Annotated in this window: 10 protein-coding genes and 1 tRNA gene; 4 read left to right on the forward strand and 7 right to left on the reverse strand. The window is 37.3% G+C overall.

Features of this window, described 5'->3' with window-relative positions:
* Positions 1-67: 67 nt before the first annotated feature.
* Together P176_RS18735 and ribB are read left to right on the forward strand one after the other, a co-directional pair.
* Entirely contained in the window at positions 68-1,939 is a 1,872-nt protein-coding gene (locus P176_RS18735) for an LptF/LptG family permease (RefSeq protein ID WP_081820649.1), read from the forward strand.
* Between the two features lie 35 nt (positions 1,940-1,974).
* Positions 1,975-3,126: a 3,4-dihydroxy-2-butanone-4-phosphate synthase gene (gene ribB / locus P176_RS0101010; RefSeq protein WP_156033187.1), complete on the forward strand. Its 1,152-nt coding sequence runs from the start codon at positions 1,975-1,977 to the stop codon at positions 3,124-3,126.
* A gap of 212 nt (positions 3,127-3,338) precedes the next feature.
* On the opposite strand, the gene P176_RS18740 is transcribed toward ribB, so the two are convergent.
* The 4 genes from P176_RS18740 to P176_RS0101030 all read right to left on the reverse strand — a co-directional run bounded on the left by P176_RS18740 (position 3,339) and on the right by P176_RS0101030 (position 6,739).
* A complete protein-coding gene (locus tag P176_RS18740; protein WP_051605349.1) occupies positions 3,339-4,310 on the reverse strand; it encodes a family 16 glycosylhydrolase in 972 nt (323 codons plus the stop codon).
* A gap of 97 nt (positions 4,311-4,407) precedes the next feature.
* Positions 4,408-5,601 (reverse strand): DegT/DnrJ/EryC1/StrS aminotransferase family protein, encoded by a 1,194-nt coding sequence (locus tag P176_RS0101020; RefSeq protein ID WP_026752960.1) that lies wholly within the window; start codon positions 5,599-5,601, stop codon positions 4,408-4,410.
* Positions 5,602-5,610: 9 nt separating this feature from the next.
* Positions 5,611-6,027 carry a thioredoxin family protein gene (locus P176_RS0101025; protein WP_197022122.1) on the reverse strand — a complete coding sequence of 139 codons (417 nt, stop codon included), beginning with the start codon at positions 6,025-6,027 and terminating at the stop codon, positions 5,611-5,613.
* Between the two features lie 82 nt (positions 6,028-6,109).
* Positions 6,110-6,739, reverse strand: a complete 630-nt coding sequence (locus P176_RS0101030; RefSeq protein WP_026752962.1) for an NAD(P)H-dependent oxidoreductase — start codon at positions 6,737-6,739, stop codon at positions 6,110-6,112.
* Positions 6,740-6,955: 216 nt separating this feature from the next.
* On the opposite strand from P176_RS0101030, the gene P176_RS0101035 reads away from it, so the two are divergent.
* Positions 6,956-7,040 (forward strand) — tRNA-Ser (locus P176_RS0101035).
* Between the two features lie 237 nt (positions 7,041-7,277).
* Positions 7,278-8,489 carry a site-specific integrase gene (locus P176_RS0101040; protein ID WP_026752963.1) on the forward strand — a complete coding sequence of 404 codons (1,212 nt, stop codon included), beginning with the start codon at positions 7,278-7,280 and terminating at the stop codon, positions 8,487-8,489.
* Between the two features lie 357 nt (positions 8,490-8,846).
* Here P176_RS0101040 and P176_RS0101045 read toward each other — a convergent pair whose 3' ends face one another.
* The 3 genes from P176_RS0101045 to P176_RS18750 form a co-directional block, all read right to left on the reverse strand.
* Positions 8,847-9,566: a CPBP family intramembrane glutamic endopeptidase gene (locus P176_RS0101045; protein ID WP_156032933.1), complete on the reverse strand. Its 720-nt coding sequence runs from the start codon at positions 9,564-9,566 to the stop codon at positions 8,847-8,849.
* 1,369 nt (positions 9,567-10,935) lie between these two features.
* Positions 10,936-11,841 (reverse strand): leucine-rich repeat domain-containing protein, encoded by a 906-nt coding sequence (locus P176_RS18745; protein ID WP_037348604.1) that lies wholly within the window; start codon positions 11,839-11,841, stop codon positions 10,936-10,938.
* Positions 11,842-11,928: 87 nt separating this feature from the next.
* Positions 11,929-19,830, reverse strand: coding sequence for a LamG-like jellyroll fold domain-containing protein (locus P176_RS18750; RefSeq protein ID WP_081820651.1), 7,902 nt, complete (start codon positions 19,828-19,830; stop codon positions 11,929-11,931).
* Between the last annotated feature and the right edge of the window lie 68 nt (positions 19,831-19,898).

Below are 19,898 nucleotides of genomic sequence, written 5' to 3' on the forward strand. Positions count from 1 at the left end.
GTTTGTAATGGCCTTAAATTTAAGCCAATAACTTAAAATAAAAATTCTCTCTTTTGCAGGGATTATAATGAAAATACTAGATAGGTACATACTAACGACCTACCTAAAAACTTTTGTGAGCGTGTTTTTAATACTCATGTTCATTTTTGTTTTACAGGCCATTTGGTTATATATCGGCGATTTGGCAGGTAAGGATTTAGACAGCTTTGTGATTGTAAAATTATTGCTTTACATTACTCCCACCCTTATTCCATTAATTTTACCACTCACTATTTTATTGGTTTCTATCATGGTTTTTGGCTCATTTGCCGAGAATTATGAGTTCGCCGCCATGAAATCTACGGGCATCTCTTTACAGCGTGCCATGCGTAGTTTGAGTTTCTTTATTGTGTTTTTGGGTGTGGTGACCTTTATTTTTGCAAATAACGTGATCCCTTGGGCCAATTATAATGTCTATAATCTTAGAAAGAATATTGCTAAAGTAAAACCCGCTTTGGCCATTTCTGAAGGTCAATTTAATGATATTGGCAGTTACAATATTAAAGTTGAAAAGAAATCTGGCGAGAATGACGAGTTTTTAGAAACAGTGGTTATTCACGAAAAATCTGTTACCTCACCTACCAACAGAAAAATAATAATTGCAAAACGTGGCGAACTAAAAAGTAGCGAAGATTCTAATATTTTACAATTGGTTCTCTACGAAGGCAACAGATACGAAGAGATTTTTAACCGTAAAAACCCAAAGCAAAACAGAAAAAAACCTCACGCCAAAAGTTATTTTGAAACCTATACCATCAACGTAGATATAGAAGGGCTTAATGAGGTTGATATTGATGACAAGAGCTATGATAACCGGTTTAACATGTTGGATGTTTCTGCTTTAAATTACACAATAGATAGTCTTTATCAGAAGAAAAGGGAACATGAGCAAAACTTCTCAAACACCCTTTACCAGAGAACCTCTATCAATACACTAAAAACCAATATCTCACCTAAGAAAGACTCTTTGTATAAGGGAGAGATCATTGAACTCTTTAATGATAGAACAAAAATTCAGCTCTTAAGTTTGGCCTCAAATACGGTGACAAGCACCAAGCAAATTATTTCGAGTAATAAATCTGGTTTTACCTTATCTACCAAATGGCTCAGTAAACACGTGATTTCACTTCATGAGAAATATGTGTTGGGGATAGCCTGTATTATTCTATTCTTTGTAGGTGCACCATTAGGAGCATTAATTAGAAAAGGGGGAATTGGATTGCCATTGGTCATTGCCATTTTACTGTTTTTAACCTATCACTTCATTGGGATTTTTTCCAAAAATAGCTCGCAAGACGGTTCTTTTAGCCCTATACTCGCGACATGGCTCTCCACGGCCATAATGCTTCCTTTAAGTGTCTTTTTAACAACGCGAGCCACAAAAGACAGAGGCCTTTTTGAATTTGACCACATTATTGAACCTATTAAAAAATTGTTCAATATCCGTTCTAAGAAGAAGCAAAAAAACAGGAGCGCTCTTGAATTGAAGCTTGATGAAGCCATTCTCAGCGATTTAGATATTATAGAAGATGATGCCGTAACGATTTCAAACACGGCGGCTTTTGAGAGCAAACATCAAGATTATAAATTCTATGCTAAAATGGCGTTGGTGTTTTACTATATCGCGATTCCGCTTCTTGTACTACATTTTGTATTCAAGAATAATAAATTTCCAGAGTTTGCAAGCTCATCGCTTCAACTTTGCATTATAGCCGCTCTTATTTTTATCATTTACTATGTAAAATCTACTTTTGATTTACATAAAATCTATACGTATATCGAAGATAAAAAAGTGTCCAAAAGTCCGTTTTTGATCTTTTTAGGCATTCTTTTCTATCCGTTAGCCTTTTACTTAAGACGCAATAAAATCGCAGAGGACTTTTCTCTAGACCTCAAATAAGCCATATCTTTGCAATCTAAAATTTCTATTTTATGATGACCGAAACATCAAAACGAACAAACCATATTCAGTTGGACTCTATACAAGATGCTATTGCAGATATAAAGCAAGGCAAGGTAATTATTGTAGTTGACGATGAAAACCGAGAAAATGAAGGTGATTTTATCGCGGCTTCAGAAGCGGTTACACCTGAGATGATCAACTTTATGGCGAAGTACGGGAGAGGCTTAATTTGTGCCCCATTAACCGAAGATCGTTGTGATGAATTAGATTTGACCATGATGGTACAGAACAATACAGTGCTACATCATACCCAATTTACAGTTTCGGTAGATTTGATAGGTCATGGTTGTACCACAGGTATTTCGGTGCATGATAGGGCCAAAACCATAAAAGCATTGGTTGATAAGGATACAAAACCTGGAGATTTAGGTCGACCTGGTCATATCTTTCCGCTCAAAGCTAAAAACGGTGGGGTTTTAAGACGTACAGGGCATACTGAGGCAGCTGTAGACTTGGCTCGTTTGGCTGGTTTTCAACCTGCAGGAATCTTAGTTGAAATTCTTAACGAAGATGGTACAATGGCCCGCTTACCAGAACTCACCAAGGTTGCTAAAAAATTCGATTTAAAGATCATTTCTATAGAAGATCTTGTGGCTTACCGTATGGAGCACGATAGCTTAATTGTTAAAAAGGAGGATTTCAATATTGAAACACGCTTCGGAAACTTTAGATTAAGAGCTTACGAGCAAACTACAAATGACCAAATTCATATTGCACTTACCAAAGGAACATGGTCTAAAAATGAATCGATATTAACCCGTGTCAACAGCACATTGGTTAACGATGACATCTTAGGTACGCTCACCAATAATGCTGACGAAAAGTTAGACGATATGTTTAGAGTCGTTAATACTGAAGGTAAAGGAGCCATCTTGTTTATCAATCAACAAGCAGAATCCATGAATCTTTTAAAACGACTATCCGTACTGAAAAAGAATCAAGTGGAAGGCGAGATTGTAAAAGCCCCGAGAATTGAAATGGACTCCAAAGATTTTGGAATTGGCGCACAAATACTACATGATATCAATATTCACAAACTAAAATTAATCTCTAATAGCCAACAGACCAAACGTGTTGGGATTATTGGCTACGGTCTAGAGATTGTAGAATATGTAGGTTATTAAACTGAGTATTTTCTGTTTGAAATCCATACTTTAAAATCCAAATACGGATCATGTTATAATTATACCACCAGTTTTTTTTAACTGTTTGGCCTTAATACAACCTTAATTTAATCTTTAAATTATAGGCTATATGCCCGATCGTTGTATTGGTTCTACACCTCATTAGATCAATTAAATGAACACTTATATCTATTTTAAATTGATCTTAAAAATCAGTCTACAATATTGCCATTCTTATTTTGATAAATTCTTACATAATCAATGGCCATTGTACTTTGCGTATAATCAGAACTGAGTTCACCCGCGATACCCCCTAGAGCTATGTTGAGTAACAGATATTGATCCTTATCATAAGGCCATGTCTTGTCATTCTTTACTGCTGGCTGATAGCTGTAAAATGCCTCTCCATCAATTAGGAATGTAATTTGGTTAGGCGACCAATTCACACTATACACATGAAACTCATTAGCAACATCATTTAAAACTTGGGCCTTAAAATGTATAGTCTCCCCAAAACAACCTTTACATGGCATGTGCAATGCACTATTTACTTGATTTGTTTTCCTAATACCGTGTTCCATAATATCAATTTCACCACAGTACGGCCAATTGTGGGTGCCGTAGTTTTCGTCCCAATAACCACCATCTTCATTTACATTTTTGCCTAAGGTCCAAATAGCTGGCCAAGTCCCCTCACCAAAGGGCAGCTTTGCTTTGACATCTACCCTGCCATAAGTAAATGCAAATTTAGAATTAAGACGCGCAGAGGTGTATTGCTTGCTGACGCCTTGATCTGTAAACGGTTCTGCAATAGCGGTAATATTTAAAAAACCGTTCTGTACAAATGAATTTTCAATACGGTCTGTATAGTGCTGTTGCTCCCCATTAAACCAACTGCCTCCAGCCGGTAACTGCGTTTGATGAAACCATTTATTTGGATCAATTGCACCGTCTGTATCAAACTCGTCAGACCATACTAAATCTGCGTAAGTGACGTCTATGCTGCTCGTATTATTTGTTGTGATCTTATTATTACGGTCTGGATTATTATGAAGTGAAAAGCTTCCATCCTCAAGTCCCGAAGCGTGGTTTTGGCTATCAGAAACATCAAGGGCCTTTTGCTGAGCAAGAGATACCTTAAAAATTAAGATGATTAGTGAAAGAGAATAGTATTGAAATCGCATGACAATTTGTTTAGCATAAAATTATAAATCTCTTTTAATGATTTCTAATTTATGACCTATACAAAACCCCTACAATGCAGTTTTTATTGCTGAAATGCTATAAACAGCTTTTAATGCATGACACCATTTTACGAGCACGCTCCTGAACTTGTTCTTCCGTCCAAGATAATTTTATAAGACAAGAGATGTTTCGACCTATGTAGTGATCAGACTGGTCAAAAGTTTTATTTTGAAGTTCTTGTAAACCTTGTTTGACTTCCGAAGCTAAAGGATACAGCGATTTTTGCTCTGATAAATGTTGCCATTTTCTAAAGTAATGCCAATTGTTATCATAATAATGAAAGCAAACGTCCAGACCGTTTTGTTTAAATGCTGCGGAAACTTTACGAGCAGACTCTAGATCTGGCAAGAAAAAATTAAGAAAGGCATAACTTTCTACACCGCCTTTTGGCACCTTTCTAAATGTGACACCAGGCACTCTGGCAATGGCATCACGAAGTAGTGTGTAGTTCTTTTTTTGAACGGTCAAAAACTCTGGTAAGCGTTTGATTTGTGCCAAGCCAACAGCCGCATGCAGCTCTGAAATTCTAAAGTTATAGCCTAAAAATGGATGCGTCTCTGCTCCCCTATCGGTCCCCTCATGATCATGACCATGATCACTATAATAATCGGCATGGGTATAGTATTTGGGATTATTGGTAATTACAGCGCCACCTTCTCCACAGGTAATGGTTTTAACAAAGTCGAATGAAAAGCAACCTAAGTCAGCAATACTTCCCAAAGGCTTTTTATTGTAAGTGCCACCAATAGCTTGGCAAGCATCTTCTACAAAAATAAGATTATGATGATCACATAAGCTCCTTAAGGCGTCCATGTGCCCCATACTCCCACACATTTGCACTACCATAACCGCTTTGGTCTTTGGTGTTATGGCCTGTTCTACAGCCTGAGGATCTAAGGTTAAGGTATCATCTATATCTACTAATACTGGGATGGCACCTAACATTAAAATAGCCTCAAAACTAGCAACAAATGTAAAGGTGGGCATAATCACTTCATCACCTGCTCCCACTCCTGCAGAGGCTAAAGCAACTGAAACCGCAGCAGTACCACTTGATACCAATTGCGCATGATTTACCTCAAAGGTACATTGAAGTTCTACCTCTAGTTCTTTCGCTTTCCAATGACCGTTACGCATCCCGTCAAAACCGTAGCGCATTAATACACCACTGTCTAAAACGTCATGAACTTCCTTTCGCTCTAAATCTCCAAATAATTCAAATCCTGGCATAAGCTAGCCTTATAATGTTTCGTTTAAAAACTCGATAAAAGTTTTAATATTTTGTGGGGTAATTTTATTTAATGGCGTTCCTATCACAGATTGATCATTTGAAGCCAATGCTAAAGCAGGTGTCGTTTTACTCTTGGTTAAGTGAATGGCCATACGTTTTGCGTACAGGTCACTATCGATATCGAGCTTTAAGAAAATGACTTCGTCTGCCATTGACTTTAGGCCTTCCCACTGAAAAAATTCTTGCTCCAACAAGCGCAACGCCTCCGAATCTGAACCATCAACAGCAAATACTAATAAAGGTTTGTCTTGAGTTTTAGCAGCCGTTATTGCAGCTTTGTAATCTGTTAACCAATCTTGCTTATCGGACTGCGCGGAAACGCTTAAAGCGAATACCATCAAAAACATACATACTAGATTTTTCATAAGACTTAAGGGTTTGTGTATTATTAATAATACCATTAATGTAACAAATATAAGCTATTGCTCAGCGTATGCAAAGTCTAAATTATATTTCTATGATGGTGCTTTGGAGGTCTTTTCTAACCTTTTTAAAATCGGCAAACATATCATCCTTGGCCCTAAAGCCTACTGGCAATAACAATACCGATTGTAATTTGTGTTCCTTTAAGTTTAGAATTTCGTCAAATTGTTGTGGCCTAAATCCTTCCATAGGGCAAGCGTCAATTCCTTCAATAGCACAAACAGTCATTAGATTTCCTAAAACAATATAGGCTTGATTTACTGACCAATTACGACGCTCTTGAACCGTTTTATCGGCCATCATTTTTTTAAGATCTGCTCTAAAAGGCTTTAATATGGTTTCGGGAGTGTTTCTAATAGATGCTACGTTTTCAAAATGCTTTTCAACGTCTTGTCCTTCTACATCGTCTTGAATACAGATTACTAATAGATGAGATGCCTCCAATACTTGTTTTTGAAAAAATGCTTGTTCCACCAATTTTTCACGAATGGCCTTATCCTCTACCACCACTAATTTTATGGTTTGAAGTCCAAAAGAGGTTGCCGTTAGATTAAATGCCTCCTTAAGCACATGTAATTGCTCTTTGGAGAGTGTTTTGTTGGGATCGAATTTTTTGGTGGCATAGCGCCAACGAAGACGTTCAATAATGTTCATTACCTACATTTTTTGCAAAAATAAGGTATGAAATTGGGTTCGCAATCACTTGAATCATAAATAAAAACAATGCTGCGATAAGGATAGTTTCAAAAAACTTTAAATTTATTTGAAAGAAATAAAAAAGCGTTCTATATTTGCACCCGCCTAAGGAAATGCATTTTGTTCAATTAGGTTGGTTAGTCTTCCATAAAAAGGCAAACGCAATAGACACTTGGAGAATTGGCAGAGTGGTCGAATGCGGCAGTCTTGAAAACTGTTGAGGGTCACACCTCCGGGGGTTCGAATCCCTCATTCTCCGCAGAAATTTAATTAATTTCCACTAAAGTCCCGTAAACTAAATGTTTACGGGACTTTTTATTTTTTGTCTAAATCAAATAAAAACATAAAATATCAAATAAAAGGTGCGGCATTAGGTGCGTAAAATTTTGACAAAAAATACGCACCGAATTACCCCTTGAATACTACTTGCCAGATGTTTACAATCTTTTCCGAAAAAAATATTTTGTACTTTTAATGCGTATAAAACTACGCACCTATGAATACAAGATTCTCGGTCCTCTTCTATCCTAGAGGAAATGACGTCGATGCAAATGGAAATGCTCCTATTTATCTAAGGATTACTGTAAATGGAAAACGCAGTGAATTAAGTATAAAGAGGAAGGTATTATTAAAGAAATGGAACTCTGAAGCTGGAAAAATTCGTGGTACAACATCAGATGTTCGAGAACTTAATAATTACATGGACTCAATTAAAGTAAAAATCAATAAGATTCAACAGACTCTATTCGACAATAATGATTTAATCACTTCACAAATAATTAAAAATGCCTATTTAGGCAAGAACGCTAAGCACAAAATGGTTTTAGAAATTTTTCAGTCCCATAATAACAAGGTTGAAAAACTCGTTGGCAAAGAATTTGCTGCTGGAACTCTCGAAAGGTATAAAACCGCAAAAAATCATGTTGCTGATTATATAAAACTCGAATATAATTTAAAAGACATCCCTGTTAAGGATGTTAATCATGAATTTATTTCGGGTTTAGAATATTATCTAAAAACAGTTAGGCATTGTGCTCATAACTCTGCTGTTAAATATATTACCAATTTTAAGAAAATAATCCGCATTGCTTACGCCAACGATTGGATCCATAAAGATCCTTTCCTGAACTGGAAAGGAAAACTCAAAATTGTGGAACGTGAATTTCTTATTGAAGAAGAAATACAGAAAATCATAGATCTTGATTTAAAAATGGAGCGTTTGGATCAAGTAAGAGATATTTTTATTTTCTGTTGCTTTACTGGTTTGGCGTACGCAGATGTCAAAAAATTAAATAAAGGGGATATTAGCTTAGGTATGGATGGTGAGCAATGGGTCAAGACAAAACGTTCAAAAACAGATACCAGAAGTAATATTCCAATTTTGCCTATAGCCAAATCGATTATTGAAAAATATAAAGATAATAGAGTATTAAACGAGAAAGATTTGGTTTTACCTGTTTTAAGCAATCAAAAGATGAATGCTTACATTAAAGAGATCGCGACTTTGGCTGGTATTACTAAAAACCTAACCTTTCATTTGGCCAGACATACTTTCGCAACTACGGTTACGCTTACAAACGGTGTGCCTATTGAATCTGTAAGCAAGATGCTTGGTCACACCAATTTAAAGACGACCCAACATTATGCTAAAATTTTGGATATGAAAGTGAGCAAGGATATGGCCATTTTAAGATCAAAATTCAAATAAAGCTTTTAAGGGCTTTGCATATATAGCAACATATTATGAATTTTAAGTTGAACATTTCACCTACTGCTTATAGTGCAAAACACTTCTTATTGAAGATTGGCTTTAAACATATCTATTTCAAAATCTAATATATGATTTTAGCTTCTACTTAACGGTTAGACATTGAATCATTAAGGAAACCCTTTTTTTCAATTATCTTTCGGAAATTTCTCGGAAGCTTGAAGTGTTTAATTTTTAGTCAACGTATTTTAGAATGAAAGTTAGTTAATCGCATGTAGGCAGTTACGTTTGTAAGCAACTAAATTAATAAAAGAAAACAAACTAAAGGGAAGAGCCTAGATGTTCTTTTCAATTTTATTAATTGTAAATATAATATACTAATAAAATCGTTGACATATTATAAATGCCATGTGCTACTATTGAAGCGGTCAATCTTTTTGTTTTTAAGAATAGTAACGTATACATTATAGTGGGAACTAAAATATCAAACCAGGCCAAACTATCATTTGGCATATGACCTAAAGAAAAAATGATAATTGATAAAATTGAGGAAATCCAAATACCAGTTTTAGGGTTTTTAAAAACATCTTTTAGAATTTTAATGAAATAACCTCTGTTAAATAATTCTTCCGATATTCCCCCACCAATTACACCTAAAGCTATAAAGGAGATTGTACCAACCAAACTTCCGTCGTACATATCTAACATTCCTGCGATATCAGCTCGGTTTGCACCACCTGTGTTAGGGATGATCAAAACAAATTGAAGTATAGCCCACAGGGCTCCGAATAAAAGTCCTAAATAGATATCACTTTTAAAGTTGGAACACTCAAGCCCAATATATTTAAAGTCTTTTCTTAATACTTTGAGTGAAGTGAAAAGTAAAATCAAGATTGATACAAATTGAAACAAAGCTATAAGCAGTAAGTTAATTCCAATCTTCCCACCGTTTATTTTAGTTACTCCGAAAAATATATCTGGTAATATAAACAAACCGTATCCCATTATAATAGTTAGGATAAAGACAGCCAAAATTTTTACTCTACCTGGTTTTTTTTGGACGGTTTCTGTCATCATTTTTTTGATTTCTATAATTATGACGACTCAACTTGGCTATTGTTACTCACTAGGAATAGGTGGCATATTAATTATATCTCATGCCATTTAATAGTTTACACCTAAAAATTACGAGATACACCAACATCCAAAAATCAAAAAAACAAACCTCACTCCCCTATCCGGCTCAAATATTTCCCAAAGTAGATCAAGAGTATTTGCAACTATTTAAATCGTACTTGGCATGATGTGCTGACGCCTCTGGGGATAATAAAATATAAACTCATAGAACGAAGGTTGCATAGGTATCAATCGGTTTGATATTTTGGTTTAAAGCTCTTTATTGGGGTTTATTAGTAGGAAACAACTAATTGCTTGATGTATTACTAATAGTTGTTGGCATATATTGTAAATAAGAGATAATCCATGATTTTCAAAAATCTTAAATATTTGCATTAACAACTACCGCTGTCTTTTAGAAACTTTATAATGGCACCTTTTATCCCGTTAGCATTTGGATTAATTTAGGTAATCCATTGTTTAAGCTATGTAAGCATATGGCTAAAACAATTCCTGAACTTAATCTCGCTTAACTGTAAATAAATCCAGCGACAAGCTTTGGTAATATGACTATTAATGAGAAGATTAATAATTCTACCGTTATTTCAAAATCGACCAAATGCATTAGTCCAAATATTAGGAGTAACCCATAGAACACTTTAGGTCTGTTATTTTTCCAAAATTCGGAAAGCTTGACCACAGTGCTTTGATTTAAGCTTAAAAAAAAATCACCCCTAAGGCCAATGACAGCATTATACAATAAATTCTATCTAATTCTGTAAAATTCTTAAATGCAAAATAAGATATGCCAGTAATAGTTAGAGTTAAATTTCTTTTAGAAAAAATTAGACCAAGTCTGTATGCTAATTCTTCAACAATTGGTGCCACAATAGCAATTAAGGTAATTTGGAATAGTGGATGGTATGTTCTTAAGAGTTGAAAACTAACATGGGTTGGTATTTTGAAGATATTATAATAATCCAAAAAATACGATATGCCGAAACATATTGCTTTCAGAAGCCATAGAATCAGATATAATTTAAGACCTAAAACAACCGTGTCTTTTACTTTTCTTTGCTTTTTAGGTAAATAACCAAATTTGGCTAAATCTCGAAGACTTCTCAACATATTCAAATGACTGTTTTTATAAACGGAGATAAATCGTTATTGTACAAATTAGTTTCATTATTTATTAACTCATTTAACGAACTTGTCTGCTGGGTAATTGTGTATAAAGAAAATACGCTAAGATGATTGTAAGTAGGCGATAACTAGCAATAAATCATATACTTCTTAAACTGATGTTGACCGCATTACTGTAAACACTGTCTTACCAAAATATTTTACAATTAGGTAGTTCCTTTACAAGTCTTTCTTTTTCACTTTGGTCGATTGTATTCCCTGATATGATCAAGGTTTTTAGATTTTTTAACCCTGAAAGGTCATTCGGAAATGTGGTAATGCTATTGTTGGATAGTAATAATAACTCCAACTGAGGTAGTTTGGCTATTCCTTCTGGTAGACTCTCGAGCTGATTATCATTTAAAACTAGGGTTTTGAGTTTTTTTAGGTTTTTTATTTCTGTGGGTAGTTTTATGAGATGATTGTGTTCTAGGTTGAGCGTTTCCAGATTTTTTATAATTAACCAAGCTGGATCAAACTCATAAAACTGATTGTAACCCAAGTTGAGTGTTTTTAGGCCATTTAGCTTGGCAATATTTTGAGGCAAAAACCGTAATTGATTGTTATCTAGCTCCAATACTTCCAATTGCTTACAGTTGGTAATGGTTTCTGGTAATTCTGTAATATCATTAAATGACAAATGTAGAAATTGTAAATCTTTTAATTGCCCCAGAGTTTCTGGGATGTCTGTGAGTTTGTTTTTTGCCAAATTCAAGAGTATCAAATGATCTAGCTTCGCGATATCCTTGGGAATGTAATTGAGATCATTCTGTTTTAAAATCAAGACTTCCAATGTATTTAACCCTAATAGATTTGGATTCCAGGATTCCAGATTGTTTCCCATGGCATTCAAAAAAAGTAATGATTGTAAATCCCCAATATTATCAGGCAAATAAAACAAGTGCTGATCCCTTAAACTTAACTGTTTGACATCTTCTGGTATTTTTAACGCTGTTGTAAGATTACTGTACACTTGAGCCTCGTTTGGATTGGCATTCTGTGCCTCCATTGTGAGACCACAAAAGATCCATAATACAAAAATAACATAACGCATAGGTAGTTTTGTTAATATGAAAAGAAGCCGACACTGCTGTCGGCTTCTAAACATGAATTAAAAATCATTTTATTAAATGTGAAGTACTTATTTCATAAGTACTTTAAAATGATAACTTTGCTGATTCAATTTGACACTCAATAACAGGATTTGGCTTTCCGCTTTCAGGGTGCTTAGGTCCAATGTTACTGTGTTTCCTTCCAATGGAAGGTTTTGATAGGTCATCAATTGTCTCGCCAAGATATCACGCACTTCGATGGTTATGTCCTGACCTACTATTGCTGTTCCAAAATCCAAGGTCACCAATCCATTTGTTGGATTTGGATATAATTTTGGTCCTGATACAGCTTGTGGCAATTCTACATTCAACGCGCTTTCTCCTAAATGGTCTTCCAACGCAAATACAATTGTGGTTGATGCGTTAAAAGTGATGTCCTCTCCTGTAGCATCTTCTTGTGGTGCATTACTTCCGCTAGGATGTTGCACAGAGAAGAATCCATACTTGTAGTCTGGTGTAAAGGTCAATCCTGTTGGTTCTGAACCTGCTGGCATAGAGGCAAACAATTCCACATTTGGTGTTCCTTGTTTGTGATCTGGTCTCACTACCCATATGTAGTTTTTACCACCATCCTGTAGTACCCAAAGATTCCCTTGGTCATCAAAGGTCAGGTTGTCATTTCCACCTGCCCAAGGTTCGGATTGTTGTCCATTGCCTGTAGTGATTTCATAGTTCATACCCCCTACAAAGGTTTCAAAATTACTTAGGGTGTTACCGTTATCCGTAAATCGGTACACACGGCTTAAGCCTTTCGCTGCGAAATAGACTTGACCTGTTATAGGATTGATTTCCACGTCTTCCACACCATTAAACGCTGTACCGCCAAGGTTGGCTGCAATGGTATTGATGTTGTTTCTATCGGACTGTGTATCGTTAGGCACTTCGATCCAGGTTCCTGTTGCAGAACTTGGGTCATTGCCAGACAATGGTAAGTCCATATGCAAGACATACACGGTTCCTTCGGTAAGGTTGCCCGGTGTATCCATAACGTATTTGTAAACGCAATTGGTACCACCATCTTCCCCATAATATGCTGTTGTCGCATCTGGACTAATGACCACATTCTCATGATTCATTCGTCCCATTGCCCAAAGCTTATCTTTTTGTCCGTCATTTTCATAATCCATAACAGATGCTGTTGCAGGATCGATTTCTACCAACCAACCTACATCTTGGTAACCGTCTCCATTGACATCACCAGAATTTGTGCTTTCCTCAGCTGTTACCACAGTACCCCAAGGCGTAATCCCTCCAGAGCAATTACGTGTGGTTGTCACCAAATCTTCATCATACAAATCGACCGCTTGGCTATTATCTACTTCCCAAAGTTGGGTCTCGGTATTAAAATGAATATCCAACATAGACACCCCACCAGGTGTGTTTTCCTGATTGACGAACAAATACCCTAATTCGCTACTGCCCTCGATGGCCACATAGGCCGTGAAGTCATTGTTTCCTGGCATGTTACCACCACCTATGGAATATTGATCACCCTCTTTCATAATCACTTGAAAAGCGTGTTCTGGAGAGATGATCAAATTATTGGTTTGTGAGGTTGGCGCAATAGAAGTTAAACACCCTATATGGTCTTCGGTACAATCCACTGTTAAATCTTGTGTATTCTTGATATACAAGTCAAAACGTGTATCAGAACTTGTAGCATTCGCTTGGTGTATTTCTACAGCAATACGGTTAACCCCCTCTACAAATAGTGTTTTCGAAACATTTTCTATAAAGTAAATGTTTTCATTGATACCATCGACTGCAGCGTTTGCTGTTGTTTGATAATCTACTGTGCCGTCTGTTATATTACTTCGGAAGGCTTCGATACCATTGATATATACAATAGCACCATCATCCCTACGCAATCCAAATTCTACAAGCTCTGTCAAATCATTCAATGTGACCTCAACATCTTTTGTATAATAGGTCGTAATATATTTATTACCTGCATCTGGACCGTAGGATACTTCTGTATTTACAGGATCTCCATAACCGAACGGTGCGTCTCCTCTGTTCCAAGGAATGACATCATAATCTGGAGCTAGCCAAGCTGTTCCTAAATCGGTGCCTTCATCCATATAGTACCATTCTTCATCTTTAATTACCGGATAGCTAGTAACTTCCAAGGCTGGTAATTGAAAATTCACTTCCATATCAAAACGCACATCAGAGCTGCTTGCACCTCTTTGATGCAATTCAACCGCAATGACATTTTCACCATCCTGTAACAAATTAGATGTCAAAGTTTCTGTCCATTCCGATTCTGCACTTCCATCTATAGTGGAGGCTGCATACATGTCATAGGAAATATCACCTTCTGGCATGTTCAACCTAAAGGCCTCGCTACCATTTACATAGACCACCAAACCATCATCAAATGTAGTATTAAATACTAAATTGCCGAGTGCAGAAGCATCTTCTACATTAAAAATATGACGGAAATAATAGGTTGGATATTTGTTACTGGAATCTGGACCAAAATCCAACGTTGTGGATTCGACACCGTCTCCGTAGCCTAAGATGGCATTTCCGAATACCCATTCGCTATCGTCATAAGTATTTGTTCTCCAGTCGGTACCCAAATCAGCCCCTGTGTCGTTATACTTCCATAAACCACCAGATGCTATTGGGAAAGTCCCTATTGGATACTCGTCGATATTTATCCATGCCAAGTATAGCGGCACTTCGTCAAAGGCCAGTCCCTCAAAGGTTATGATGTTGTTCTCTTTGATTCCAGACGCTACTATTTCTACTGCTACACTTGGATCGCCTGACAACAAGTAATACTCATTGGCAATCAATTCCACTTGGTTTAAGTTATCAAACACTTGAGATACATCCACTTTTACAGTGCCTGATGCGATAAACAACGGATCGATTTTAAATCTGCTGTTCAAGTATAAGATATCGGTCGTAGCAGCATCTACTGTTGGTAGCACGTCTTCACCCTCTTCTTTTCCAACTACGATGTTCGTGCTATAGTCAGTGATTACGTCACCATAATACAAGCCATTACCATTGTCATTCTTGATGCTCCAACTACCCGTCACTTCAGTATTGAATGGTGCTTCCATCACTCGGATTGGTGCGGTTGCTGGAATGATTGTGGCATTGGTATAGGCTACTTCCACATTGGTTGTGCCTGTATTGATCAAGAATCCGTTGTCTTCTTGGTTGAAGGTATAGTTATAGGATAAATCGGCGTCAGTACCAATTATTGTTTGATACATATCTGCTTTGATTTCTGCCTGAGTCTTCGCTTTGGTCCAGATTCTGAATTCATCGATAGATGCATTGGTTTCTCCATTGTTGAAGATATTTTTCCCTAAAGCCAAGTCATATATATTATCTACGAAGGTCCCTGCATTCTCTACACTAGAGGCCAATTCGCCATTCACATAAAATTTAAAACTTCCGTTGGGCACAAAAGTAACAGCCACATGATTCCATTCTCCTACATTCCAGACGTGATCAGAATTCAAGTGCTGCCAACCTGCATTGACACCTTTACCCCGAGTTGTGACCAATTTTTGGTTGCTTTCGAATTCCATCTCAATTCCAAATTCTCCACCACCATAGTAGGTAAAGCCCCAAAGTTTGTCGTTACTTCCTGCAGGCGCATTTAATCTTCCCCACATTTCTATAGTAAACTCATCAGACAGTGCTGCGTTTACCCCTTCTTTAGGAATATACACTTCATGATTTCCTGCTAAATTTATAGCACCACCTTGTTCATCAATTGCAGCTGTAACATCTACTTCATAAGCTAAAAAGTAATTACCATTAGTAATGGTTACTTCATCAAATATTACGACACCATCAGTTGCCGTAGCGCCTGAGGATACTATCTCATAAGCCGCCTGTGGATCGCCTTTGATCAATAGATAGTCTGCCACTGTAGCATCTACCATACTTACGTTTTCAAATACTGTTGAGAGGTCGATAGCAAGATCTGCTGTAGTGATGTTCATAGCATTCAGATTCCAACCCCCAGTAATATAGTAAGTATCTTCTTCTGCAGCATCTGGTAACGTATTGATGGTATTATTTTGGTCTCTACCAAAGATGATATTCTCGTTAAAATCGGCAATGGTATTATCTACATACATACCGCCTGCAGCTTCACTAATATAACTCCAGCTCGCATTAACGCTATCTTCAAAACCTTCGGTTGCTTCTGCGACAGGGCTTGTAGCATCCAAAATAGACGCATTGGTATACAGGATATCCACAGCGGTATTGTTGCCATTATTGACAAGTGTGCCATTATCTTCTTGGTCAAAGGCAAAATAATATTTTAAAGTTTCCCCTTGGTTATCCAATACTTTGTGAATATCTGTTATAATTTGATCTTGACTACGTGCTTCAGACCATATTCGAAAGTCATCCATCATATAATTAAAGTCGCCACCATAATTTTGGCTTGTACCAAACTTAAACTCCCAAGTATTATTAGGTGCATAGGCTGTGATAGGCGTTGATCCCTTCAATTCGCCATTTAAGTACATTTGTAATTGACCGTTTGGTGTTGCTGTCACTGCAATGTGATTCCATTCACCCAATTGCAATCCTTCTCCTGAATTAACCGTAGTCCAATTACTGGTATTATTGCCATATACAGCGTTTACCACATTATTGGAACCCACTTCTAGCGTTAGACCCGTAGTCAAATTATTGATGCGTCCATGGTTTGAGATGATGGTCTTATCATTTCCACTAGGGGCCTCTGTTAAGTTGATCCAAAATTCGATGGTATGTGCGCCACCAAAGGCAATCTCAACTGGCGTATAATGAATTTCTATATCATGCCCATCAGATAAAGCCAAAGCTCCACCTCTTCCAGGTACAAACTCACCTTCTTCCCATGCCAGATAGTACACAGACTCTTCCAAATTAGCATTATAAAACGTCACATTAGTACCGTCAAAAGTACCTTCCTCAACCATGGTTAAACCTTCAGCATTCTCATCTTGCTTTAGAAGATAGTAATGACCAGCTGTTGTCGCTACACTATTTGCAGCATCCCCTAAGGTTTCAGTCAAATTAAATTTGACTGTGGCGAACGGACGGTTTAATGGATCTATTTTCCACCCTCCTTGTAAGTAAAACACCTCTGGCATTAAAGGCACTTCTGCTATAGTAGCATCTTCATGTTTCCCTACCACGATGTTACTTGTAAATAAATTAATGTCTTCAGGAAAACTTAAGCCATGATTCATTATGCTATTGTTTTTACTCCATTTGCCGGACACTTCATCGCGATATTCGACTGCTATGTTTCCTACTGGAGATGTAGCTGTTGCTAATTCTGCAGTAGTAATATCCATATCATAGTCAATAGATCCTTGACTTATGACGCTTGTTTCAGTTTCTGAAGACGGTGCAAAATCATAATATAACGCCAGCTCTGTTTCATCTCCTTGCAATGGATGGTGCATTGCAGACTTAATTTCTTCAGCAGACAATGCCTTGTCCCATAAACGAAACTCATCCATTTCTGTGTTGATGGAGTTATTGTTATAATTGAAACTATAACCAAGCCCCATACCAAAGGTGTTTGGTACATAACCACCATATGGCATATCAGCAACAAAGTTGCCATTTAAATAATAGGCCACCGTACCACCAGCAGTAGCAGTGATTGCCACGTGGTTCCATTCTCCTACGGACCAAGTATCGCCTTGATTAGAGATGGTGCTCCATCCAGAAGTATTATTGCCATAGACCACGTTTAGTTGATTGCTATCTGGAAATTCCAAGGAAATTCCAGTGGTATTATTGTTGATACGCCCATGTGTTGAAAAAATGGTAGCGTTGGTTCCAGGGTCGGTATTCAGTTTTGCCCAGAATTCGATGGTATGGCTACCGTCTAAAATAGGATTCACTAAATCGGTTGGGATTAATGTTTGTTGGCCACCGTTCAGCTTAAGAACTTCACCTCTGTTGGTTTCCACATTGGCTTCACCTAAAATATCCGTATCAGAAATCAGACGACCATACAACATGACCGAATCCAGACGTCCTGCAAATTGTTTCCCTTCAAAATTGTTACCAATGGTCAATGCTGCAGGAGAAGCTTCAGGTGACAAGACATTGCTCCAGTTTTGAATTAAAAAGCCATTATAATACAAAGATAACTTACGACGCACATTGTCATATTTCCAAGTGATGAAAGACCAAGAGTCTTCCAATACGCTATAGTTACTTTCATAAGTTGTTGCGGTTGCATGGTCAGTATAGGTTAAGTTACCATTGTCCGATAGTCCGAAAGTCATTCCTGCACTAGCCTCCCCGTTGGATAGAATGCTCGACCCATTGTCATTTAAGCTGCTTGGATTCACCCAAAAGCTCACACTATATGCTTTGTTTTGGAATGCTAATTCATTGGCAGCAGGCACAGTTAAGGCGCTATTTTCCAACACCAAGGCACTGTTGGCGTTGCCATCTCTGTCGGCACCGAAGGTATAGTTAGTCCCTTCTACGGCATGCGCATAGGTAGAGGCATCTGTCACGTCATTGGAAAATGCCAATGACAGGTTTAATGCATCCGAATTTTGACTGGTCAACATATCTTCATGAAGCGTTTCTTCAAAGAAGGTCTCACCATCAAAACCTACATATTCCAGTTTCATACGTCTATCCCCTTCGTCACCATAGACGTTGGTTCTCATATAACCATGTTTTACACCAGACATAATATCATTACCAGCACTGTAATTGATAGCGTAGCTACCCGCTTCACCATTACCACCGATATCTGAATTGATATTACCCGACATGATATCATATAAAGGATACTTTCCATCTTCTCGCACCATAAACCGTTGGTTATGGATATCTGCACAAAAGGACAGGACGCCATTGATGTTATTGTTTTGAATGAACTGTAACAATTCATCAGCCTGATTGCTCACGCTGAAATTACGCCCTCCAATTGGTCTGAAGGTTGGTGTACCGTTGATGATTACTTTAAAGGTTGCTGTAGAATTTAGCAATCCTTGTTTTAGCCACTCCAACTGCTCATCACCAAAATGATCGGCAGTACCATCTCTATAACTTCTATTATCGGTCATAAAAAATTCTACATCCTTATATACGTAAGATGAGTGTAAGCCTTGGCCTTCTGTTGTACTTAAGTACTCTGGGTTTGGCCACCAATCCATAAAAATCTCACGCATCTCTGGTAAGGTAGGCATGGTTTTATCAAATTCATTAGGCCCCGTATCGTGATTATCGGTAATTGCCAATTGTGGCATCGCCATAGTTAACTCATCGTGAAATTGTCTGTAAAACATATAGCGATCAAAGGCCATATCTTTATTGGCCCAGTCATCAATACCATCAGGGCATTGGCCCATAGCATGTTGTAACCCCAATAAATAAGTAGCATCTCCTAGCCATACCATAAGGTCACTTTCTTCTTCAGCCATGTGGTTGAACATTTCAGGATTACCATTAATATGTGTCAAGGATTCCGGCACATCGATACATCTGGAGGTATCGTAAATACGCCCGCAACCACCTGCCAAGAATTCAAAATCGTCAATTAGGTTCTGGCCGTTAGTAATCATTGAAGATCTGGCTGTTGATAAGCCATTTACTTGTAAGCCCGCCGTAAAAGTTTCCCCTACGATCAAATTTTCAAATTCATAAGACCGGAGGTGATACCCTAAACGGTCATCGGAATTAAATACAGTTCCTGCAATCTCGATTGTAGGGTTTTCAGAAGCAGTCATGGATAAGGAAATTTCATCTCCAGATCCTGTGTTTTCTTTGGTGAGCACCCAAACCCTGACTTTGTTTTCATAGACAGGGCTGAACATGGGACCGAATACTAAAGAATCTCCGGGAATGACCGTTTGGGCTTCTAGACCAAAACTCATACATAGAGAAAACAATAGACTAAGGCATAGTACAGTTTTTTTCATTTTAGTTGTTTAGTTTTTATGGATTGAATAATTAATACACCAAAATTAGGTTGCAATTCCTGCGTGCG

Source organism: Sediminibacter sp. Hel_I_10 (assembly GCF_000688335.1).
Taxonomy (GTDB): Bacteria; Bacteroidota; Bacteroidia; order Flavobacteriales; family Flavobacteriaceae; genus Psychroserpens.